We start from the raw sequence: 25696 nt of genomic DNA, 5'->3' as shown, positions 1-25696 counted from the left end.
ACTGGGAAAACCCAGTTTTTAAATATTATAGGTAAAGTAACTTGAAAAGTGCTACAGCGGCAATAGCAGCAGCAATCGGTGCAACTACTGGTACCCAAGCATACCACCATTTTGAATCACCCTTGTGTTCACCAAGGATTGATTTAGGAAGTACTGCGTGAAGAAGACGTGGTCCAAAGTCACGAGCTGGGTTCAAACCTGGTCCTGTAGGTCCACCAAGTGATGTAACCAATGCCATTACTAGGAAACCAAGTGCCAAGTGTGCAATTCCAAGACCTGGTGACAAGAATGGAGCTACTTGAGTTTTTGCTTGTTCAAGGGCTGCAGCGACTTGTTCTTGAGGAATTGTTTGACCTTGTGCAGTCGCTTGTGCCACTTGTTCATTAATCAACGCTTGAGCTTTTGTAACTAACTCAGCACCAAAGAAGTTCTTTGTTAAACCAAGTGCTGCAAAGAAAAGAACAAATGATCCAATAAACTCATTGATAAATCCGTTCACAGTTGCTGCATAACGTGATTCTTTTGTACCGTGGTCGATACTTGAAATTGTTGAGAAAGTTCCCAAGATGTTATTTGGATTTTCTGTCTTCAAGTAGTAGGGACGGTGAGTCGCAACAACCAAGGCTTGTCCGAAGATTGCTCCCAAAACTTGCGCGATGATGTATTGGGCTACTTGTGACCAAGGGAAGAGACCGCTAACTGCAAGTCCAAGAGTGAAGGCTGGGTTGATATGGTTACCAGAAACGTTACCAAACATCAAAGCTGGGATCATAACCCCCATACCGTAACCAACAGCGATAACGAGCCAGCCACTTTGGTGGCCTTTCGTACCTTTAAGTTCAACGTTGGCAACTGCACCATTACCCAAGATAATCAAGATAGCTGTTCCCAAAAATTCAGTGGCATATTTGACTGCCCATGTGAAATCCATTGATAGATTCTCCTTATTATTTTTTAGACAATCCCTATTCTATCAATTTTTAAACCTTTTAGCAACAGATTTTCTAAAAGAATCCAAGGGGAAAACGCTTTTATTTCAAGTCTACAAAAAAGACCTAACAAACATCCTTTGTTAAGTCCTAATTTCGATTATTCTTGACGCTGACCAAAATCCTTAATCATCTGCTCCATTTCCTCACGACTTGGTGTCGTAAGCATATAGAGATAGTCTCCTTGCAATTCAGCAAAGGCTGCCGGCATAATTTTCTTTACTTTGAACTGCTGACCATATTTAGCGAGCAAGTCTTCTTCTGAATAAACATAGTTAGCATTGGCGCGACGAGATGTTGCTAAGCAATACTGGGTTTCAAACGGAGACTCTGGGAATGCTTCACCTGCAACGATAGCTGCATAGCCCTTGTACAAATCCAAGGAATGCGCATAATTATAGACATCGATAGTGAAGCCACCCGCTGGACGGTTATTGTACTCAATGGCAATATAATCATCACCCTCACGGAAGAACTCGATATGGAAGAAACGTTCTTTCATACCAAATTCCTTGACGATAGCCTCACCATACTTGCGAAGTTTCGGATCCATATCTTTAAGAACATAATAAGAATTGTCCATCTTGTAAATCATGAGATCAAGGGGTGTATGTGCATAGTCAAAGGTAGTTGAAAAGACAATATTCCCATCTCTATCCACCAAACCATCAAAGGTACAGATTTCACTAGAGGTAACAAATTTTTCAAAGAAATAAACGGTTGAGTGGTCCCATTCAGCCTTAAAGTGGTTTACATCATCTTCTGTTTCAAGTTTGAAGGTTGCTGCCGCACCTACTCCATTGTCAGGTTTTGCAATCATGGGAAGACCGATTTCTTTCACAGCTTTGTCAACATCTGCTTCTGTTTCAATGACAGCTCCTGGAACGACTGGTACTCCCGCTTTTTTGAAGAGTTTCTTCATTTCAGACTTAAACTTAGTCTTCTTGAGGTCTTCTGGTTTGGCACCAAAAACATTGAACTGTTCACGAAGGGCAGCGTCTAACTCAAGCCAGTATTCATTGTGTGATTCAATGCGGTCAATTGGACCATGCTTATAGAAAAGAAAGGCAACTGCTCGTTTAACCTCATCGATACTTTCAAGATTATCAACTCGGAAGTACTCCGTCAAGCTATTGCGTAATGGTTCATCTAGTTGTTCGTAGGGTTCTTGCCCAATCCCTAGAACTGTGATTCCTTTATTGGCTAGCTCAATACTAAATTGCTGAAAAATTTGTGGGTAATAGGGTGAAATTACAAGATAATTCATAAGCAACTCCTTTTATAGACTCATATGACCGAGGAAATATGGCATTTGTTTACGCCACCATTCCCAGTCATGGGCAACATCGTGCCCCCATTCTGCAAACCAAGCAGGAATTTGTTTTTGGTCAAAGGCTTCTTTTAACTTGTAGTAAGAAGGAAGGCCATCCTGTTCCCAAGCACCTAGTCCAGTACAAATCACAATCTCATCCTGACGGTAACGATCAATAAACCAACCATCATTTTGATTCCAGATATAGTCTACTGGTGAATTTTGATAGATAGCATCATCGTTGTAGTAATCTCCAACAAAGAAACGAGCATCGTAGACACCACTGAGGGCAATTACCTTGGTAAAGACATCTGGATGCTGAAGGAAAAAGTTAAGTGCATGGTAAGCTCCCATAGAGCATCCTGTTGTCATCATACCGTCAAACCAGCCTGTCTTGTGCTTGATAAAAGGAATAGCTTCTTCAATCACATATCGTTCATAGGCACGGTGCATCTCAGCTTGATCATGACTATTTTTCCAAGTCGCAAGCCAGCTCTCACTATCTACACTTGAAAGGGTAAAGAACTGCACGCGACCTTCTTCAATAAAGGATGCACAAGCATCAATCATTCCAAAATCATAGTACTCATTGTGGCTACCACCTGAAGAAGCAAAGACAACAACTGGGATGCCTCCATGTCCGTATCGATTGACATACATTTCACGGTTAAGATGACCACTCCAGTGGCTAAGATGTTCAATATGCATATCCTGTCTCCTTTATACTAATTACCAATTTTCTGCAAAAAAGCGTAGGCAAGCTGGAAGATTTTCTGACCATGGCACTTCATGGTGAATGGCTCCAGCCTGAACCTTGAGAGAGATATTTCCCAACTCAACTCCTCCTGCTATCAAATCATGATAATAACGAAGAGAAGAATCAATATAGGCCTGCTTGATATTACCAGCCATCAGGGTCTTATCTGTATCATCTGCCTCTTCCGTTCCAACATAGATAAAGACTCGCTGGTCAGGCAAAAGTTTTTTACGCTCAATATAGCGATCAAAAGCCTCTTGGTGAAGCCAGTTAGCTGATGAGAAAACTCCCAAACATCCAATCTGATCTTGATACTCCAAGCCAATAAACTGGGTAATATTGCCACCAAGTGAAGATCCTATCATAGCAGTGTGTTTACGGTCTGATTTTGTGCGATAGTTTTCATCGATAAAGGGTTTAACCACTTCCATGACAAATTCTGCATACTCGACTCCCTTCCCACCAAACTGCTGACCGGGAATATTAGACTCTTGGAATTTCCATGCTGCATACTCGTTCATCCGTCCAAGTCCATCATTGTCAATAGCCACGATAATCATGCGACTGATATCTGGATTCCGTTTAATGGTAGGAATTATCTTCCATGAATGTCCGACATAGGATTCTTTACTATAAAAGACATTTTGTCCATCATGGAAATACACGACTGGATAACTTCTATCCGTATCTTTCTCATAGTTTTTCGGGAGGAGAACACGTACACGGCGTTCCTTGCCTGTGTATGGAACCTTCAGCTTATGCTCTCGCATTTTCAAATAAAAATAGGATTGATTCATTGTCAGAAAACTCTCTATATTCAAAATTTTATCTTATTATAGCACAAAAATAGAAAAAAGTCGGTTTTCGTCCAAATTTAGGATAAAAACTAACTTTTTTCTTAGGAATTTCAGTTTCTTCACATTAAAGAAGATCTTCAATTAATTCATCGACAGCATCTTTCTCAGCTTGAGGGGTAATTTCAGTAATCATAATTCCTGCTACTGCTCGCTCAACCAATCCTTCAACATCCATACGTGTTTCATACTGTTCAGCATTCTTAATTTTAGGATTTGTTTTCGGACGATCAGGCGCAAAAATCGTACAGCAGTCTTCAAAAGGTTGGATAGAAATTTCAAAGGTATCAATTTCCTGAGCAATATCTATGATTTCCAACTTATCCATAGTTACAACCGGTCGGATAATCGGTGTATTGGTTACAGCATTGATAGCCTGCATACTTTCAAGTGTTTGACTTGCTACCTGACCAAGACTTTCACCATTGATAATGACCAAACCGTTTCTCACTTCACGGATACGGTCGGTAATACGCATCATAAAGCGACGTGTCAAAGTCATGAGATAGGCTTCTGGGGCCTTAGCCTTAATCTCTTCTTGGATTTCAGTGAAAGGTACTTCGATAAACTGGATATTGCCACCGAACTTGGTCAATTTACGGGTCAAATCCTGAGCTTTCTTGAGGGCACCTGGACTAGTATAGGGTGGACTAGCAAAGTGAACAGCCTCGATATCCACACCGCGTTTGAGAGCAAGATATCCTGCTACAGGAGAGTCAATCCCCCCTGACAACATGAGCATACCTTTCCCAGAAGTTCCAACTGGCAAACCTCCCGCTCCACGAATAGTTTCATAAGAAAGGTAGGCTGCTTCCTCACGAATCTCCACCTGCAGATTGATGTCCGGATTTTTCATTTGAGCTTGCACATTTGGAATAGCTTCAAATACGGCTCCACCAAGCGTTTGGTTGAGTTCACGACTGTCTAGTTCAAAGTTGTGGTCACTGCGCTTGCTTGAAATTTTAAAGGTCATGCCTTCCTTATAGATGTCCTGCATAATCTCTTGGACAGTAGATTTAAGAACTTCTACAGATTTTTCAACCTTATACACTGGTGAAAAGTTTTGAATCCCGAAAACCTGTTTGAGAGACTCAGCTACTGCTGCATAGTCTGCACCATTGAGATAAGCATGGGCACGATCGCGATCAGCAGTTACCTTGACTTGAGGATAGATGGACAAGACATCTGAAATGTTATTACGTAGTTTATTGATGAAACGCATACGGTTTTTACCTTTGGTTGACAGTTCCCCGTAGCGAATCATAATTTCTGAATATTGCATGAATGCTCCTATCTTACTTTTCTAGTTTGATTGTAAATTAATGTTAGTTTGGTCAAAAATTGCTCCACTTGACTCATGTCCTTTTCTAGGTCTAGGCTAAGGCGTACTGCTGACTGGGCCTTATCTTTTTCAACCCCCATGGCAATCAAGGTCCCAGCAGGTTTTCCTGCCTTGGATGAGCAAGCAGAGGTTGTGGAAATGAAAATATCATAGTCTTCAAATGCGTGAACGATAACTTCACCACGAACCCCCTTAATCCCAAAGGTCAGAATATGTGGAGCAAAGTCTTCCTCACCTGAGAAGACAAAAATATCTGGATAATCAAGAAGGGCTTGACGGATGACTTCCTTCATCTGACTTGTTTTGCTCGTAAACAAATCTAGATTTTCCATAGCCAAACGTAAGGCCTTGGCTGTTGCTGCAATACCTGCTACATTCTCAGTAGTTGAACGATAATCACGCTCTTGGCCACCACCAGTTAATAGGGGCGTAATCTTCTTACCAGATTTGATGTAGACAAAGCCAACACCACGAACACCGTGAAACTTGTGACTCGAAAAAGTCGCAAAGTCCACTCGGTCAGTCAAATACTTTTCTGTCGGAATCTTAGCTAAAGCTTGAACCGCATCAACATGGAAGGAAATCGTTGGCTTATCTGCTAATAGTTCTGAGATAGCTTCAATAGACTGGATTGAGCCGATTTCATTGTTGACTGCCATAACAGAGACTAGCGTTGTATCAGGACGAAGTAGATTTTCTAAAGCAACTACATCTACAAATCCTTTTTCATCAACTGGTGCAAAATCCACCTCGAATCCTTGAGCCTGAAGCCAAAGAGCAGACTCCTTAACCGCTGGATGCTCAATTTCTGACACGATGATGTGTTTACCAAACTGAGCTTTTTCAAAAGCGACACCTTTGATAACCCAGTTATCTCCTTCGGTACCACCAGAGGTAAAGAAGATTTCTTCACTTTTCTTACCAATTAAGTCTGCAATCTGCTGACGAGAAGCTTCTAAAATTCTGGTAGATTGGTCGCCCAATCGATGGAGACTGGAAGGATTTCCTATAATTTTTGAAGCAACTTGCATATAGGTCTCTAATGCTTCTGGGTAAGGCTTGGTCGTAGCTGAATTATCAAAGTAAATCATGGTTTCTCACGCTTTCTAAAATCACTCCTTCTATTGTAACATGAAACAGTTCAGGCGACAAGAAATGCCGTTCAGGTTCATTTAAGTTTTTTTTAAAGATTTTGGGTATAATGAATCATGGTAAAGGAGAGAAATTATGTCTAACTATCGCAGAAAATCAAAACCTAAAACTGAACATATCAAAAAAGGCTTTACCGTCTTTCAAAAAACAATTGCAACTTTAGCCAGTATCCTTGGTTTGATTACAGCTAGTATCACTATCATGAATGCTTTAGATAAAAACAAGGATCATAAAGATACGACTCCACAAACAACCATTATCAAGGAAGTTCAAAAGGAAGCTCCCGCTGAATCCAATACACCTGCACAAAGTCAGTCTAATCATCAAGAAACATCTCAAACAGAAGAAGTTCAAACACCTAGCAAGAAGGAAGATACAAAATCAGATGACAAGCCTCAGAAAAATGAGTCATCTGATTCTTCATCAAATACTCCAACCACTGAGGCAGGAGTTAGCGCTAATAACGGAGCATCCTAAACATTCCTCAACACCAACGGTTTCTTCGTTGGTTTTTTATTTTGCTAGTTTTTCATTTCATTTTTATCACAAAAAACCAGGAACTAATGTCCCTGGTTTTCTTTTTTAAAACAAGTTATTCTGCATAGAATGAAGATTCGTATCTAGTCTTCTTTCCCTTTTTTGATAAAGGTTGCAGATAGAACCAATCCAAGACTAGCTAGGAAGGCTAAGCCTACTGAATCTTGCTCACCAGTTGCTGGAAGTTGACCTTTAGCTTCAGTCGCTGGTGCATTTGGTCCTTCTGGTTCTTGTTTTTGGTTTGTTGAACTTGAAGGTTGCTTGTGATCCGCAATTGGTGTAACTGAGTTTGCAACAGGCTCTTTATATTCTGGAACCTCATTCTTAGCTGCTTCAACCCACTTAACGCCACCCTAGAAGTCTGGAAGCTCATTCTTGTCCGCTTCAACCCAATTAACTCCGCCCTTGAACTCTGGAAGCTCATTCTTGTCCGCTTCAACCCAATTAACTCCGCCCTTGAACTCTGGAAGCTCATTCTTGTCCGCTTCAACCCAATTGACGCCGCCCTTGAACTCTGGAATGTCATGAACAGCTGCTTCTGCAGCATTAACTCCACCTGTAAATTCAGGAATTTTAACTACTGGTGGTTGCTGATCTCCCTTACTTGAAAGGACTTCAGGTTCCGGAGTTGGCTCTGGATCTGGAGTTGGCTCTGGATCTGGAGTTGGTTTTGGATCTGGAGTTGGCTCTGGATCTGGAGTTGGCTCTGGATCTGGAGTTGGTTTCGGATCTGGAGTTGGTTTTGGATCTGGAGTTGGCTCTGGATTTGGGGTTGGTTTTGGATCTGGAGTTGGCTCTGGATCTGGAGTTGGTTCTGGATCCGGAGTTGGTTCTGGATCCGGAGTTGGTTTCGGATCTGGAGTTGGCTCTGGATCTGGAGTTGGCTCTGGATCTGGGGTTGGTTCAGGTTCTTCTGAAAGTTCTTGGTAGTAAGTAGTCATTTCATAGAACTCTGGTTTGCCGCCTTCCCAAACAAGTTTGACATCAAGTAACGGAGCCTTATCTCTCACTGCAAATGTTTGGAAGCTTGAAGTAATTGCTCCCAAATCTGTCCAAGCACCGTCTCTGTCTGTTTTCAGAGTGCGAGCAAGTAGACGCGCTGCTACTCCTTGAGGCAGACTAGAAACAAGTCGGATGTGGTTGGCGTTTGTTGGTTCTGATAAGTGGTAAACCAGCTCACCTTGGTCTTTCTCAGCCTTATAGCTTGTCAATACTTTGCCATCTACAAGATTTGTGTAAAGGTTGCCTCGACTTTCTCCACCATTTCCTTGAACAGTTGGGTCGTTGATTGGTTTCACAAATTCGCCGTCATTGATAACCAACTCAGTAAATCCAACAAAACGAGCATCGTAATTAGCAGTGAAGAGAACACGGAGATAGTTAGCTTTAACTGGGCTTGCAAGTTCACCCTCGATGTAGCGATTTCCAGGCATCTTAGAATCATGTGTCCATCCATCTGTCAATGAATCATCGCGCATTTCATTAGCGACATCATCACCTACTGTCACAACATCTGTCCATGTCTTACCATCTTGACTAACCTGAATCTTACCATCACGAAGATAGTTCTTCGTACCATCTTGGATGTAAGCTCTAATCTTCTTGATTTCACGTTCGCTACCAAGTTTCAAGGTAATATGACCATCTTTACGTGCATAGTCAGAGAACTCTACAAAGTTATTGTAAACACCATCAAACAACTGATCCAAATTCTTGATCTTGCGAACATCATTTGCACCATAATAGGCATCAATTCCCATAGATGTAGAATCAAGTTTAGTTGGCTCCACTTCTTTTGTCTTAACGAGTAAAGATGTTGCTGTCACTGCTTGTTCTTGGTCAGTCTTATTAATCAAACGAGCATAACGTACCAAGGACTTATCAGTTACTTGGCTAGCTGGATACCATTCTTGTGCATTTGGAGAGAATTCCAAGTCAAGGGCTGGATTTCCAATACCAATAGCCTGAATGCTTTCAGCTTGGTGTAGACGGTCTAGCTTCATACCCAAGTAGCTATGAGCTGGAAGCTTGGTGCCACTTGGAATTTGCATGTCATAACGACCGAGACTGTCGTATACTGGAGTTGATTTCAAACTTTCAACATTAGTGTCTGTCATCTCGCTATTGCCAGCACGTGTTTCAACTGAGAAGTCAGCGATACGCCACCATAGATTGATATTCTTGGTGTTACGAACACGGATGTAGCGAGCTGAAATTGGAGTTTCAATTTCTTTGGTTTGTTCACCAGTCAAACGATCCAATTCTTGCCATGAATTTCCATCTGTAGAATACTCAAGAACACCTTCTGCCAATTTATCACCTGATCCTTGAACGAGGCGAACCTTAGTTACAGGTTTGACTCCACCCAAGTCTAGTTGAACCCAACCACCGACTGGAGTTGTATCTGTTCGATCAGCATTTGCCAGCATAGCTTCAGTATTGTCACGACCATCTGTAATAGAGGCAACAGTCGTGTTGTACTTGTACATAAGATTTGGACTGATAGTCACTGTAGCTGTTTGTTTAGGACGACTTACTTCTACAGGACGGTTAACAGCTATTTCTCGTACAGCAAACCAAGTGTTCTCACGGTCAGAAGTTGCAATCATGCGAACAGCTTTAGCATTGATATTGAGATTTTCAAATTTAAGAAGAGGCTCATTACCAGTGTAGCTTGGTTCTGAAAGTGTTACCCACTCATCATTTTCATTGAGGTACTCAACCTTAGCATTGTTAAAGGTATCGCGTGGATTTGCTTGAGTTCCCATTGCAAATGTCAAGTTTTGAATTGGAACAGCTTTATTAAATTTCAAACCAATATAGTCACCAGTTTGGATGCTGTTTGGTGATTTGATAAGGGCATGTGTTCCTAAATCTCCGTCAGTGACTTCAGCAAGTCCACCTTCTACACCTGTACGGTTTGTGATAAAGGTGCTGATTACTTGGTCTGGGTGTAGGGCTTTTTGAACTTCAGTTGCCAAGATTTCACGAAGACCAAGCAAGAATGGACGGATATGTTGTACACCCAACTCAGCTCTTTCATCATGGTCTACATAATGGAAAGTATAAGTTTGTGATTGTTCATAAAGTTTCAAGCCCTTGTAATAGCTATCCCAAAGTCTAGCAGAATCATTGTTTTCAATAGCTTCTGATCCATCTAGGAAAGCACTCAAAGCATCCATTTGGTCAATAGCATTATCCAACCAATAGTGGATTTGAGCACGCATCTTTTCGTCACCAGATGCTTTATAAAGTTGTGCTGCAGCTTTTATTTTAGCAAATTCTGCACGCAATTCTTGACGCTCTGCATTGACATCTTGACCAGCTTTCAACTTAGACATGAAGGCCGCCAATTTTGGTGCAAGTTCAACAGACTCTTCTAATTTCACAACACGACCATCCATGTTTTGGTTGATCATATGTTTACCAAGTTCACGGAAGGCAACAGATGTTTCACTGTCAGTAAATTTACCTGTTTCAACAAAGTTGAAGGCGATATCATTTACTTTCTTAGCTTCTTCTTCAGACTTCCATTGTTTCCATGCATACTGAGCTGCTGAGAAGAGGGCAATCTTAGAAGGCTCAGATTGTTGCATTGGATTCAACATGATACCTGAAAGGAGACTTGGGTCCACATTTGGATGAAGGAATTTCTCACCGCCACCCAAAATCAAGTGTTGTTTAGAGTTATCTGTAACAGGCCAGTTAATCCATAGAGAAACTGGGCGGTAGGTCTTACCTCCTGCAGACAGATTATTCTTAAGGTTTGAAAGGAAGCTTTCAGATACTTCACCCCAAATCTTACCACCAGTAAGGGTCATAGAAGTTGAAGTTGGAAGATTTTCGTTTAGAGATTTCAACTCATCTTCACGACCATTACCCCAATACTGACCTGGGACAAAAATCATTTCCTTACGAAGGCCAACATAAGTTGCTTGTTTTTCAGTCAACCAATCTGTCATGTCCTTCATCAAGCGGTTGTAGCTATTATAGCCACCAACTGGGCTTGGAGCATCATCGGCCAAAATACCGAACTCACGAACGCCGACATCCATCAATTGAGTGAATTTAGCCTTAATGGTTTCAAGGTCTTTTTGGTAATCAGCATCGTTGCCAAAACGGATACGGTTGTTCATGAATGGGTGGATGGTCCAAACATAACGAGTCTTGTTTTGGTTTCCGACACGCGCCAATTCACGGATTTCAGCTAATTTTTCTTCTGGATAAAGTTCACGCCATTTCTTGTTGTGGTATGGATCGTCTTTTGGTGCAAAGAAGTATTGGGTCAACTTCAAGTCACCACCAAAACGCATCAATTCAGCGCGATCAGCATTGCTCCATGGATTTCCATAGTAACCTTCGATAAAACCACGATTCTTAATTTCAGCGTAGTCTTCAACAGTTACATTACGTAAAACTGGAGCTTCACTTTCATTAAGCATGTGTTTAAGAGTCGTCAATCCATAGAAGACAGCATCTGTATCTTTACCGACGATAGAGATTGTATTGTTCTTGATTGACAAAGCATAAGCATCAATCTTATCAAAGAGTCCTTGAGAAATACCAGATATTTCTTTTTCAGCCTGTGAATGTTGACCATGAACACCAAGATAGATATTTGTAGCACCTGCTACTGCTGCTTGACTACTTGTATAAGAGATTTGATGATCTTGTAGTACACTCTTCAAGCGGTTGCGAGTATAAATATCTAGCTGATTACCCATGACAAGATTAACTTGTTTTTGAAGTTTAGTGACACCTTCACCATAAGTGACTTTTTGTGGTGTTGGGAATACCTTGTATTCTTTCTTGAGATAGTCTTGACTTTGTGCTGCAGTAGCAATCGCATCATCACTGGCTGGTTTTGTAGCTACAAAGCTATCAGCAAGTTCAGTTGTACCATCACCCACCTCTTCAACTCTTGGTTGTTCTGGAGTCACCGGTTTCTCAGGAGTTACAGGTTTTTCTGGAACAACTGGTTCTTCTGTTTCACTATCAGAAAGTGGCTTGAGTAGTTGAATTTCTGCGGCACTACCAAATCCTGCGACACCTGATAGAACTTTAAATTCTACCTTATTAGTTTCAACTGCTGCAAAATTAACCGTTTTTTCTTTAGTGTTATTTTCCCAAGTTCCTGAAGCAACCTTAACCATTTGACCATCTTTTTGAGCATAGATTTCATAAGCGGTCACGACTCCGTTACCACCACCTGGACGTGGAAGATAAGTCAAACCATTGACTTTTTCAGGAGCGTTCAAATTCATGGCAACGGTATATGGAGCACGGTCTCCAGTCCATTTTGAATGCCAGAAGGTATTTGGATCATTATCGAAAGCTTTCTCTACTGGTCCTTCATTCTCTGTTCCTGGTGTTTCCTGACTAGTTGCAGAAACTGTGAAGTGATCTGTTGGGATTAAACGTGGGTTTACAAATGCTTCATTCGACAACTCTGCACTATGCAAGATTCCTTGGAAGCCACCGATTGTTTCAAGCGGTAGTACCAAGGTATTGTGGGCCAAGCGAGGATGAGCTGGATTTGCAATACGCTCAACCTTTTCACCGTCTACATAAACTTCTGTTTTTTGTGGTTTCGTAACAACAGAGATTTGATAACGTTTATTCTTCTCAAGTTTCTTGTTGAATTGAATATGGAATTGTTCAAATTTATAAGCGAGGTAGCCATCCTTGTCCGCAAGATAAAGTTGGTTATCTCCACTAGTTGAGAAGACTTGCTCACCGTCTCCTGTCACTGTCACATCCAATTTCAAGACATGGCTCGGACCAACATCACCAACGAGACCTTCGATAGTGCTATCTTTTTCAAAATTCAATCCTGCTTCTGTTTTTTTCACATTCTTAGCAAGATACTCTTTGATAGTTTCTGCTTTAATTGTAAAGAGGTCGCTTTCTTCTACTATTTTATCTGGATTTGAACGCGGTGCATAAACACTTGTTGGTTGGATACGGTCTGCATAGGTCTTAGCTGCACGATCTGAACCCCAAGTGCGTTCTGCAGTTGATTGCATACTCTTGAAGAAGCGTTTAAAGATATCAAACGAAGTCAGTCCTGTTTCATGGAGGTCGATGTTGTCATTCCAGACTGCATGACCACCACCGATGATATTTGGATTAGATGCTTCTAAGCGTGGGCCTCTTCGAGCAGTGAAGTCATTTGGTGCCCAACTATTGTATTGCATTTCATAGTTGGCATAGTCACTGTAAGGTCCCTGACTGTTGCTACCACTTGGAACACTATAGGTTGGTACATCCAAGATATTGATAATCTTAGCACCCTTAGCAATCGCTGCCTGTGGATTTTGCCAACCAAGGCTCCAGATATCCACTTCTACACCATTCCAATCTACTGGTGTCGTTCCTTGCTTAGCAGTGAGCGAACCCCAAATACGTGGTGTTAAGCCCTTACCTTTGATGTACTGGATCATATCATTGACATAACGACGATAACTTTCAGGACTTCCATAGTACTCATCTGTACCGATATGAACTGTTGAAACGCCACGAAGAGGTGCATTTTCACCATCGAGCAATTTGTCATAGACAGATTTAACAAAAGCGAGAGTTTCTTCGTACTTGTTATCCAAGTCTAGCATCGCTACACGCTCTACATTATGCTTGTTAGCACTTAGTCGTCCTTGATACATCAAGTCAGGACGAACCTTAACAAAGGACAAGGCGTGACCAGGTGTGTCAATTTCAGGAACAAGGTTGATATGCAAGTCTTTAGCCAGGCTAATGATCTGTTGCATTTCTTCCTTGGTGTAATGTTCTTTTGATGTTAATTTTTCACCATTCTCACCAACAACATCCGTTTCTACACGGAAGCCTGTCTTAGCATTTTTAAGAACATAATCCAGTTCCTCTTGAGGAGTAAGATTTTTCCCTGCTAAATGATCTTTTAAGAAGATATAGTTGTCATTCAAGTGCAATTGAAGATCGTTCATCTTGTAGTAGGCCATATTGAGCATGATATCTACAAGCGTATCATAAGGGATAAACTTACGACCTGTATCTAGCATAAAGCCACGGTGACTAAAGCTTGGGAAGTCACGGATTTCTCCGTTTTGCAAGTTATTTTCTCCCAACTGAAGGAGGGTACGAGTTGCATAAAATGCTCCTGCATTGGTCGCAGCTTCTACAGTGATAACTCCATCTTTAATGGTGATACCATAGCCTTCTTTACCATAACCCTTGTCTTCAACCTTTTTAAACTCAATGCGGTTTTGCGCTTCTTGACCACCGGTTGCGACTTCCAAACCACGATTTTCAAGGTCAGTTTGGTAGAACTTAGCTTCCTTGTCAAACCCAGAATCTCCAACTGAAATGACGGTTTCTGAAGTAATAGAAGTTTTACCTTCAGTGCCGTACCATTGTTGAACTGCTGGGGCAACTGCAGGTTTGGTTCCAACGCCTTCATCAGCGTGCAAGCCTTTAATGACAACTTCAAATTCTTTTGTGAAGGTGTGGTTATCATTCGTTTGTTGGACCATCACTTTGACATGTTGTTCTGTCAGCGGTGTGTAGATTTTATTATTTAGGTCGATAACACCTTGCTTATTGCTTCCAATCAAGCTAACTTGACCAGGTAATTTAGGTAATACAAGTGATTTTCCGTCTTCAGCAACCGCTATTTCTGTAACTTGACGAATATCTGTTGGTTTGCTGGTGTCTGGAATATTTGAGTAGGCACGAATTTCTTGAATACCCACATTTTTCCATTGCATAGTACCGGCTTGATAATCTGTAATTTCAAGTTTAAGATACTTAGCTTGAACGGCTTCTTTTAAGTCAACTTTTTCATCTAGAACCGGAGTCCCTGTTCGTTGATGAGCCAACTTCCATTCTCCAGGACCTGATCCATTTACTTCGTCTTGACCTGCATAATAGAGATTCCAAGATTTGATGTTTGGATCATTTTGCTCGCCACGAACACGACGATCCCAATCAATTTCCACATGCTTGATTAAGGTTGTCTTTTCAAGCTTAAATTCGATTGTTGGTTTCACAACATCACGGTCAGTTGCCCAACGAGTATCTGGATTTCCATCAATCGCCTTCTCAGCAGTAAATGGTGTGTTCGCTTCATGGTTTGATGCTGTCGCAGTAGCCTTTTCCAAATGATTGACATCTGGAGTTTCAACCAAATCTTTAGTAACTGGCTTTTCTGCTGGTTTAGCTACTGGTGCTGCTTCTTCTTTTGGAGTTTCAGCTGGTTTTGGTGTTGCTTCTTCCTTAGGAACTGGAGTTTCAGCTGGTTTTGGTGTTGCTTCTCCAGTATTTTTAGGCTGAGCTTCCGCATCAGTCGGATTCGTTTCAGTAGGATCAGTTGGTTTTGCTGATTCAGCTTTTTCAATAGCTGCTGCTATATCCGCTGGTAACTTATCCAGGGGCTGAACCTGTGTCACCGTGCCTTCTGTCTCTGCAGGCCCTTCTGTTTCTGCTGCTTGAACCATACCAGCACCAAAAATGCTTGCACCAATCATGACAGAAGCAGCGCCTATTGCAAACTTACGTATACTGTAATGACACCGTCTCTCAAAAAAATGTTTTCCCATTTTCTTTATTTCCTTTCCAACGCTTAAATTGGGTAAGCGTTCTCATTTCCCTTTTAAAAAGGGAGGACCAAGAGGTCCTCTCTAGGTGTTTGATTTTCTCCATTACAATAAGTTAGGAGTTTGAGTTTTCATAGTATAAAACTCTATTATATTTTAATCTTCTTTTCTTTTTTGAAGAAATAGAGCAGACATTGCTAATGTAAGACCAGCTAGGAAGAGGTGTTCAGTTGTGCCTTCACCAGTTTCAGGAAGTTTGGACTGATCTGCTTCTTTTTGTGCTGCTTGCATAGCAGGTGTTGGTGTAAGAGCTGGTTTCTGATCAAGTTTTTCTGCAACTGGACTTGTCTGATTGTCTCCTGCACCTAATGTTTCTTTATACTCAGGAACATCATTCTTAGCAGCTTCAACCCAATTAGCTCCACCCTTGAACTCTGGAAGCTCATTCTTGTCTGCTTCAACCCAATTAACGCCACCCTTGAACTCTAGAACATCATTCTTAGCTGCTTCAACCCAATTACCGCCACCCTTGAACTCTGGAACATCATTCTTAGCTGCGTCAACCCAATTAACGCCACCCTTGAACTCTAGAACATCATTCTTAGCTGCTTCAACCCAATTACCGCCACCCTTGAACTCTGGAACATCATTCTTAGCTGCGTCAACCCAATTAACGCCACCCTTGAACTCTGGAACATCATTCTTAGCTGCTTCAACCCAATTAACGCCACCCTTGAACTCTGGAATGTCATAAACAGCCGCTTCTGCAGCATTAACTCCACCTGTAAATTCAGGAATTTCAACTACTGGTGGTTGCTGTTCTCCCTTACTTGAAAGAACTTCAGGTTCTGGAGTTGGTTCTGGATCTGGAGTTGGTTTCGGATCTGGAGTTGGCTCTGGATCTGGAGTTGGCTCTGGATCCGGAGTTGGTTTCGGATCTGGGGTTGGCTCTGGATCTGGAGTTGGCTCTGGATCTGGAGTTGGTTTTGGATCTGGGATTGGTTCTGGATCTGGAGTTGGTTTCGGATCTGGAGTTGGTTCTGGATCTGGAGTTGGTTTCGGATCTGGAGTTGGCTCTGGATCTGGAGTTGGCTCTGGATCTGGAGTTGGTTTCGGATCTGGGGTTGGCTCTGGATCTGGAGTTGGCTCTGGATCTGGAGTTGGTTTTGGATCTGGGGTTGGTTCTGGATCTGGAGTTGGCTCTGGATCTGGGGTTGGTTTCGGATCTGGAGTTGGTTTCGGATCTGGAGTTGGTTTCGGATCTGGAGTTGGCTCTGGATCTGGAGTTGGCTCTGGATCTGGGGTTGGTTTCGGATCTGGAGTTGGTTTTGGATCTGGAGTTGGTTTCGGATCTGGAGTTGGCTCTGGATCTGGAGTTGGCTCTGGATCTGGAGTTGGTTTTGGATCCGGGGTTGGCTCTGGATCTGGAGTTGGCTCTGGATCTGGAGTTGGTTTTGGATCTGGGGTTGGTTCTGGATCTGGAGTTGGCTCTGGATCTGGGGTTGGTTTCGGATCTGGAGTTGGTTTCGGATCTGGAGTTGGTTTCGGATCTGGAGTTGGCTCTGGATCTGGAGTTGGCTCTGGATCTGGGGTTGGTTTTGGATCTGGGGTTGGTTTTGGATCTGGAGTTGGCTCTTCAGTTTCTTTAATTTCTTTCAAGCCTTCTACCAATTTATTAAGTCCGTTTGGAGTTAATAAGTTATGTTCTGCAAGGCCATTCTTGTACGCTTCAACAGCCGCCAAGTATTCTTTCGCATCTTGACGATCAATCTTACGAACACGTTCTACTTCAGCATTGTATGCAGCTTCATCTAATGGTTTATCCTCTTCAACTGGAAGAACGAAGCGTAATTCCGCTGCTGAAATATGTCCAGGATCACCGTATGTTTCGTTACCAGTAAAGATTGCTTTCTTCACTTTGATTGGAGCATCGAAGTTAATCACTTTTGTTTTCGCATTATTTTCCCATCCAGTAAAGCTAAAGTTATGTTCTTGTCCTTTTTCATCAATCACTGTAAGGCTACCGCTCATCACACGTCCGTTTGGACCTGAAGGGCGAGGAACATATTCAAAGCGAGTTGATTCCATCGGATTATTAAACTCTACTGTTAATGGTTTTCCTAAGCTATTCACTCCATAAGGTGTATGCCATAAAGTATTTGTATTTCCATCAAATGCATACCATACATTATCTGCTTCTTCATAAGGAGCATCAAGATCATGAATATCGTCCCAATCTGGAGCGCTACGTTTCACCGCAAGTTTTTCTTTAGCTTCGTTAACGCGTTCTACAAGAGCTTTAGCGTCATCCACACTAATATCATCGTCTGCTTCTAATAAAGCTGCTACAGCGTCTTTATATGCATTTAATGAATCTTGTTTGTAGTTGCCATTTACGATTGGAGTATTCTTTTCGTATGCTTCATCGATGATCATCTTACCAGTTAACTTAATTTCTTCAATTTCAAGGTTATCTAACATAAAGTCTTTATAACCTTTAAAGTTGATTTCGTTGTTATCTGTAGCTCCTTTAGTATCGGCACCACGCGCATTTGAGTAAATACCAATCCAAGTGTTTCCACCTTTTTCACCAGTAACATAGAAGCTTACTTTCTTAGGAGTTGATGAATTTTCCCAAGTGTTTTCTAAGTCGTATTTCGTTAATTTACTACGACGAGAATTTTCGCCATTACCGATAACGAATGAGTATGCTCCATTTGAACCTGCTTCATACTCGAAGGTTACTTTATAAGTCTTACCTTCTTCGAAGCGGAAGTTTTGTGGAATTGTTTGGTAAACGAGTTTGTCATAACCTGATAAACCGTTTGTCTTCAATGACCAGTTGCCTTCGATAACATCGTTGACTTTCTTACCATTCCATCCACGTTGAGTATATGGTTCGTGTTTTTCAGATAAGTGAGTACGGTTATCTTGTACGCCTTCAACATCGCCGACTACGAATGGGAAGATACCTTGAGGCACTTCTTCAAAGTCTTGTTTGAATTTACCATTTCCTGTATCGTGTTTTTCGTTGTACATTACAGATTGATTTTCAAATACACGAATTTCATCGAAGTAAGTTGCTGCTGCATCCGCATCACGTCCAAGTTCTAATGTCACATTAGAAACATCTTCACCGGTTGTGAAGTATACATACATGTTTTGGAAGTAACTTGTATTATCCACAGTTGCGTTCTTTGAAAGTGTGTTATGCGCATGTGCTTGTACATAGTTCTTCGCGATTGATTTGTTAGTGTAGTTAGAAATCACTTTGTCGCCTACACGGATTGTGATATCTGCACGTGCATCACTTCGGTTATCTACACCTACATAAACAGCATATCTTGTATTTGGTTTCAAGTCTGTTAAGCGTTGTTTCAATGTCACACGTTCAGTGTTTCCTTGAATACGTAACATTTCGTTAGCCCCTTGAGATTTCACGATTTCAGCGTGTTCGCTGTCACCCGTTTTTTCCCAATGATCTAATGTTCCGCTGTTGAAACCTTGGTCATAGATGTGTAGACCTTCACTCCATACCATTGTCTTTTTGCCTTGAGGAGCTTTGTAAAGTACATATGGTTGGTTCGCATCTCCCGTAATTTGAATCTTACGGTCTGCGCCGACTGTTAATTCTACAACATCTTTCTTACCTTGGTCTGTTAAACGGTAAAGGTATACTTTATCTCCAGTCCAATCTTCTGGAAGAGTCCATTCAGTTGTTCCACCTTCAGTTGTGTAGAAGTACATCTTTTCTTTGTCGCCTGTTAAAGCTTTACCATTTTCATCCCAGTTCCATGGTACTAAGTAGCTTCTACCATTTTCGATGACACGACCGTTTAATGTTGTGACACGTTTACGGTAATCTGGGCTATTAGGGTCGTTTGATTGACGAACAATTTTCACTTCGTCCCCATTGTCATTTGTTAAATGTACTTCCATCTCTGGAGTCCACTTGTAGTTTTGACCGTTGTCGCTCATCGCAACTGGGTCACCGTTCACCCATTTAGAAACTTTGTAGTGTTGGAAGAACTTCGTCATGATGTTGTTTTCGAAGAGGTTACGAATATATCCTTCGTAGTCGCTTCGACCTTGCCATCCTTCGAAGTCTTTCATGTTATATCCACCAAGTAATGGATAGTTAGCGGCACCACCGTAGCTTGGATAGTCACCCACCCATGAATCTTTTTGGTGGTTACGAATGAATCGAGTGATGTTTGAGTTAATACCCTTCAGTGAATATCCACCGTAAGTTAAGTCAGCTGCCCAGTGTTGGAATGTTGAGTCATATTCTGCACCGAAGCCCCACTCGATAGCCATACGCCATCCTTGAGAGTTTAATTCTTTAGCAAGTACGTGAGTTGGCCAAGCAGTGTTATCTCCTGATTGTCCGTTACCCCAAACGTCCACATAGATGAAGTCTAAGTCAGCACCTAGTTTTTCTCTTAACTCTTTCCAACGATCCAAACGTCCATGAGCTAAGTCATATTCCGCATCGATGTTGATACCTTGGTCTAACCAGTTCCAACCGTACATATATGTTCCATCAGAGTTTCTACGTAAAATAGCTTCACTGAAGTATTTAGATTCAGGATATGTTTCAGAAGCATTAACGTGAATACCGATTTTAGCTCCATATTCTTTTGATTTTGCTAATAATTTCTTGAAGTCTTCAACGCCACCGATTCTCTTACCGATATCCGCATAGTTTAAGTGACCTGAGTCGTGACCTTCACTACCATACCCTTTAAGTAGGATTGATTGACCTAAACCATCTGTGTGTAAGTTAATCTTCTTAATACCATCTAATGTCATTAAGAATGGGTTTTGCGCTTGAGATGCGAAGTTCATCGCAATACGATACGCTACTAAATCTGGAACAGATTCTGCCCCTTTAGGATTGTTCATGATATTACGATATGCAATCGCACCATCTTGCCAATCCACCACATTATCTTTGTTTAAGTCTTTTGTGATGACTACTTTAGAACTTGGTAATTCTAATGTGTATTCTGGGAATACTAAGTTCTTATAAGCACGTTGGTACCAGTAAGGTGAGCTTTGAATACCTAAGTAGTTTACGCCTTCAACACGTTCTAACGCTGTTGTTAAACGTGCAAAGTCATTTCCTCTATAAGTAAATTGAGAGTTACTCCAAACAGATGCTGCTAATTCATTAGAAGAAACAAATCCATACATGAAGCCGTAAGCATATTCATTCATCTTGCCTTCTTTCAAGTCTAAATGATAGTCTCCACGGTTATGTGTGTTTGTAGACATTTGAGCTCCGTCGAATTTTGCACCTTGTTTGTTAGAACCAACAGAAACAAGTGTGTTTCCTGGGAATTCAATGGTTTGGATTAATTTGCGAACATTGTCGACTGGTTTACCCATTTCGACATTGTTTTTGTTCACTACTTTTGTCACATCGAAGTGCATTTCGTTGCCGACTAATTGTAATTTTACAGTGATTTCAGCGTTGATGAATTCATCATCGTTTCTTACTTTCATTACATATTCTGCAGTAGTGTCATCAATCTTACGGTATTGAACTTCTGGAGTGACTAATACACCGTTGATTGACATTTTATCTAATTTTTGAACTTGACCTGTTAACGTTTTTCCATCTAATTCATATTCTTTAACACGTGGAAACGCTGTGTCGATAATCGCTTTTAATTGTTCTGATTGTAAAGTTTCATAGTGAACATCTTGGTCATTGCGACGTAACCCATCATTCACAGCTGGAGTTTCTTCTTCAGGTTTGATGTTATCTTGGTTATCCGCTTTGATCGAAACAGAAGATAATTCTGTACCGTAAGTACCAGCTTTGAGGTAAACTTTATTCACATCAGCTAAAGCGTTCTTGACAGCTTCTGGAACGACTTCTGTGCTAAATAAATTTTGTCCATTATTTGTAGCATTTAATTGACCGTCTTTTTTGTAAACGATAGATAGGTGGTTTTCTTCACCTACATTTGGTGCTTCTACACGAGTCTTACTATACCAAGTGTTTACATTTGGTCCTTTGTATTGCCAGAACCAACCGCCCTTGTCATACCCAACAAAGATGTTGTTGTCATTATCTTTATATTTTAGATATACCCCAAAGCGTGTTTCAGCTGGAGGAGTGTTTGCTTTGAACGTTAAGTCAACGCTTACATTTCCTTCCGCATCCGCCTGTAATCCAGCTTTTTCAAATAAAGCTTCATTTGCTCCATTGTCGTTAGCTATTGTTGAAATTAATTTGTTGTAGCGTACTCCGCCTTCTTCAACGACTTCAACATTCCCTTTCACACGGCTTACTGAGTCCCACTCTTTTTTCACTTCGGCAGTAGCGCCGCTAGTTTCTCCCGTTGCTGCTTCAGCTGGTTTATTCTCAGCTGGTTTGTTTTCAACTGGTTTTTCTTCCTGAGGTTTGTCCTCTTTTGGTTTTTCTTCTTTATCTTCAACTTGTTTATCAAGTGCATCTAGACCCGCTGGTTTAGTTGTTTCAATACCTTTGATATAATTTTGAATCCACTCTAATTGGGCAGGTGAGAAAAGAATACCTCCACTACGTTTACCAGATACACCGTTTTGATGAATCCCAATTAATTTACCATTTTCATCAAAGATTCCGCCACCACTGGCACCAGGTTCACTTCCTTGGTAACTAATTCCACGAACGCCCTCTCCATGGTCATTAATATCTTCGACAGTGGTATTAAGGATTGGATCAAGCTCTCCTTTTGGATAGCCAAATACATGTACCTTATCTCCTGTCTTGATAGTTGATGGTTTATCCGCAACTTCAACTGGAGCATTTGCAAGTGGACTGCGAAGTTTGACAATGGCTAAGTCATTTTTATAACCTTTTAGGAAGCCTTCACGGTCCCAGTGTTTTACATCATTTTTACTAAACTTAACGTCTGGTGCACCTTCATAAGAAACTGTATACACATCTTTATCACTTTCGATGTTGTCTGCTACCTTACGATTATTGCCATCCGGAACATCCTTGATAAAGTTATGAGATACGGATAAAACAAGATTTTCTCCTATCACAATCCCACTACCAGTCCCAGCATCGCTCTTAATTTCAACAGTTGCACCGTAATTCAATTCACCGTTTTTTGTTTTAGCGACATCTTCTGGAACTAAACTTTTATCTTCTTTTGCTAAGTCTTCTTTCGAAGCAGTATGGCCACTATCTTCAGCCTTATCGAGTTTTTCGCGTAAATCTTTAGGAAGTTCATTTTCAGTTGCTGAAGTTGCTGCAGCTTCTTTTTCTTTCGCTAGTAATTCTTCCTCAGTTTTTGGTCCTTCGGTAACTTCTGGAGACCCTTGATTTTCTCCAGGTTTTGGTGCTTCAAAATCATGTCCATTATCATCTTTTGCATTTGCCAGAGCTGCGGCTAAATCAGCTGGCATATTTGCAGTAGAACCAGTTTGGGCTGTATCTGCCAAAACAGTACTTGTTCCAAAGAATGTAGCACCAATAATTACAGAAGCAACACCTAATGAAAATTTCCGAATACTATATTTACAACGTTTTTCAAATAACCTTTTATCCATAATTTTTTATTCCTTCCTGCTTAAAAAGTAAGCGTTTGCATTTCGTCTTAAAAAAATAACCCCCTTCATTTTTTTCGCTTATTTTTTAAACATATAAATATTTCTTATACCATTTTAATATATCAAAAACCAGTTTAAAAATCAATACTTTATTAGTTAAAATTAGTAAAAGTAAAATCTAAAACCCGAACCAAACTGAAAGTTTTTTTACTACAAGAATACCTATAATCATAGGCATAAAAAAAGAAATCACCTTCGAAAAATTAGAGTAGATTTTCCCGATTTTCGAAAGGTAATTTCTTGAATTTTTATTCTATTTTCAAACAATTTATTGTTGTAAGACTTTTCGAGGTTTTGTCCCTTCAGCAGGACCAATAACTCCAGCCATCTCTAATTCTTCCATCAATCGAGTGGCTCGGTTAAAACCAACAGATAGACGGCGCTGAATCATGGATGCACTTGCTTTTTGAGTTTCAATAACAAGTGCCTTGGCTTCTTCGAAAAGTGGATCTCCACCATCATCGCTAGAGCCAAAATCACCTTCTGTCTCAGATACTTCTCCTGGGTCAAAGCTTTCATCATAATCCGCATCAGCTTGAGCCTTAATGAAGTTTACGATACGTTCCACATCATCATCAGAGATAAAGGAACCTTGGAGACGAACAGGATGGTTTTCATCAATTGGCTTAAAGAGCATATCCCCTCGGCCGAGTAATTTCTCCGCACCATTTTCATCCAAAATCGTACGTGAATCCGTTCCTGAAGAAACCGCGAAGGCTACACGTGATGGTACATTGGCCTTAATCAAACCAGAGATAACATCCACTGAAGGACGCTGGGTTGCAAGAATCATGTGAATACCAGCCGCACGCGCCTTCTGTCCAAGTCGGATAATGGCATCTTCTACTTCCTTGCTAGCAACCATCATGAGGTCAGCCAACTCATCCACAATCACGACGATTAAAGGTAGAGGTACTTGTTTGTACTCTGATTGAGCGTTGAATTCCTCAACTTTAGCATTGAAACCGGCAATATTTCGAACTCCGACTTTGGCGAAAAGTTCGTAGCGGTTTTCCATCTCATCAACGACTTTTTGAAGGGCCTTACTGGCCTTACGAGGGTTGGTCACAACTGGAATCAAGAGATGAGGGATATCGTTGTATACTGAAAGCTCAACCATCTTAGGGTCCACCATCATAAACTTAACCTGGTCAGGGCGGGCCTTCATCAAAATACTTGCGATAATGCCATTAACTGCAACGGATTTACCAGAACCTGTAGAACCGGCCACTAGCAAGTGAGGCATTTTTGCCAAATCAAAACTACGAGCCGTACCATTGACTGCTTTCCCAAGAGGAATTTCTAAAAGATTTTCAGGTTTTGTTTGAGATTGTTCCCAAAGCTCACGGAAGGATACAGTTGCAATTTCCGAGTTAGGAACTTCGATACCTACCAAGGATTTCCCAGGAATCGGTGCTTCGATACGGACATCTTTAGCAGCCAAAGCCAAAGCTAAATCGTCTGCTAGATTGGAAATACGGTTGACACGGACACCAACTGCAGGTTTAACCTCATACTTGGTCACCGACGGACCGATTTCAGCACGCTCAACTGTTACCTTGATACCAAAACTTGCGAAGGTCTCTTCCAAAATTTTAATATTTTCTCGAACGATTTTCTTTTCTTTTGACTGATCTTTTGGTTTATCTGGCGCAAAGAGTTGCAAGCTTGGAAGCTTATACTCCAAGGTCTTTTTAGCAGAAAAATCTACTTCAACCTCTTCGTCATCATCATCATCTTCTTCAGAGAAAACTTCTTCTTCTGGATAGTCCCCTTCTTCAGGGTAATCAAAATCAGCTTGCGGGAGAATAATCTCAGGTTCTAGCCATTCCTCCTCTGGAAGTGGAGGAAATGCTTGCAGTGGTTCGTCTGATAAGATTTCTCCAGTTTCCATATCTACAGGCTGCATGTCAAGCAAAGCCTGCTCTTCTCTTTCTTTTTCAAGTCTTGCTTGCTCTTCTGCTTCTCTTCGTGCTTTTTCTTCTTCACGCTTGATAAAGCGTTCTTGTTTTCTCTGTTCACGGCGTTCCATCCAGATAGTAAATCGAGCTGAAAGAAAATCAGCAATATCATAGATAGACCATGGACTCATTAAAAGAGCTCCGATTAGGATTAAGATTGCCCCTATGAAATAGGTACCGATGTTTGAGAACAAAAAGGCTACCGGAATGTAGAGACCTACCCCTAACAAGCCTCCCCCTGCAAAACTGGTTACTTGAAAACTGGTTAAATCTTTAAAGATTTGTCCAATCGTTCCTTGAAAAACAGCATTTGCCATGCTAAGCTTCCAGACAAGATAAGCTTGAAAGATGAGGAGCAAGCCTGCAAAAATAAAGAAGAAACCTGCTAGCAAGCCTTCTTGTTTATGAATCCATTTAAAGAAGAATAGATAAATCAAGAGAGAGAAAATAGCTAAGTATGCTAAACTCCCTACGAGTAAGCGAATCAGGTTATAAACAGTGATTCCGACAGCTCCCCATTTGAGGGCTGCAAAAATTAAACATATAGCCAAAGCTAAAGAAATCAGCATTCGTTGAATCGCTTGTTTTCTTTCCAATTCTGCTTTAGA

The 25696-nt window shown here is 41.1% G+C and carries 9 protein-coding genes and 2 pseudogenes; 1 reads left to right on the top strand and 10 read right to left on the bottom strand.

What is annotated here, in order from left to right; all coding sequences use genetic code 11:
- Positions 1-25 precede the first annotated feature (25 nt).
- The 6 genes from gla to AB2B47_RS00445 form a co-directional block, all read right to left on the bottom strand.
- Complete coding sequence (gene gla / locus AB2B47_RS00470; protein WP_006153421.1) at positions 26-931, bottom strand: aquaglyceroporin Gla; 906 nt, start codon at positions 929-931, stop codon at positions 26-28.
- A 158-nt stretch (positions 932-1089) separates the two neighbouring features.
- Positions 1090-2256 (bottom strand): ATP-grasp domain-containing protein, encoded by a 1167-nt coding sequence (locus tag AB2B47_RS00465; RefSeq protein ID WP_006153424.1) that lies wholly within the window; start codon positions 2254-2256, stop codon positions 1090-1092.
- Positions 2257-2268: 12 nt separating this feature from the next.
- Entirely contained in the window at positions 2269-3009 is a 741-nt protein-coding gene (locus AB2B47_RS00460) for an esterase family protein (protein ID WP_006153429.1), read from the bottom strand.
- Between the two features lie 21 nt (positions 3010-3030).
- On the bottom strand, positions 3031-3855 hold the full coding sequence (locus AB2B47_RS00455; RefSeq protein ID WP_006153430.1) for an alpha/beta hydrolase: 825 nt from the start codon (positions 3853-3855) through the stop codon (positions 3031-3033).
- A 124-nt stretch (positions 3856-3979) separates the two neighbouring features.
- Positions 3980-5194: a tRNA uracil 4-sulfurtransferase ThiI gene (gene thiI, locus AB2B47_RS00450; RefSeq protein ID WP_006153420.1), complete on the bottom strand. Its 1215-nt coding sequence runs from the start codon at positions 5192-5194 to the stop codon at positions 3980-3982.
- 8 nt (positions 5195-5202) lie between these two features.
- The gene (locus tag AB2B47_RS00445; RefSeq protein ID WP_006153431.1) at positions 5203-6345 is read right to left on the bottom strand and encodes a cysteine desulfurase family protein; all 1143 of its coding nucleotides are present in this window, start codon (positions 6343-6345) and stop codon (positions 5203-5205) included.
- A 136-nt stretch (positions 6346-6481) separates the two neighbouring features.
- Between AB2B47_RS00445 and AB2B47_RS00440 the strand changes: the two genes are divergently transcribed.
- On the top strand, positions 6482-6883 hold the full coding sequence (locus tag AB2B47_RS00440) for a DUF6556 family protein (RefSeq protein ID WP_320693366.1): 402 nt from the start codon (positions 6482-6484) through the stop codon (positions 6881-6883).
- Between the two features lie 143 nt (positions 6884-7026).
- Here the strand turns inward: AB2B47_RS00440 and AB2B47_RS08655 are convergent.
- The 4 genes and pseudogenes from AB2B47_RS08655 to AB2B47_RS00425 form a co-directional block, all read right to left on the bottom strand.
- Positions 7027-7518: pseudogene (locus AB2B47_RS08655) on the bottom strand (SIALI-17 repeat-containing surface protein); the annotation flags it as partial.
- 330 nt (positions 7519-7848) lie between these two features.
- Positions 7849-15516: pseudogene (locus tag AB2B47_RS00435) on the bottom strand (beta-N-acetylglucosaminidase domain-containing protein); the annotation flags it as partial.
- 153 nt (positions 15517-15669) lie between these two features.
- Positions 15670-23067, bottom strand: coding sequence for a SpGH101 family endo-alpha-N-acetylgalactosaminidase (locus tag AB2B47_RS00430; RefSeq protein ID WP_320693365.1), 7398 nt, complete (start codon positions 23065-23067; stop codon positions 15670-15672).
- A gap of 328 nt (positions 23068-23395) precedes the next feature.
- Positions 23396-25684: a DNA translocase FtsK gene (locus tag AB2B47_RS00425; RefSeq protein ID WP_414170454.1), complete on the bottom strand. Its 2289-nt coding sequence runs from the start codon at positions 25682-25684 to the stop codon at positions 23396-23398.
- Positions 25685-25696: the final 12 nt, after the last annotated feature.

It is taken from the genome of Streptococcus wuxiensis, assembly GCF_040888245.1.
In the GTDB taxonomy this organism is placed as follows: domain Bacteria; phylum Bacillota; class Bacilli; order Lactobacillales; family Streptococcaceae; genus Streptococcus; species Streptococcus wuxiensis.
Note: the sequence above shows the minus strand (reverse complement) of the source record. Positions and strands in the feature narration are given on the sequence as shown.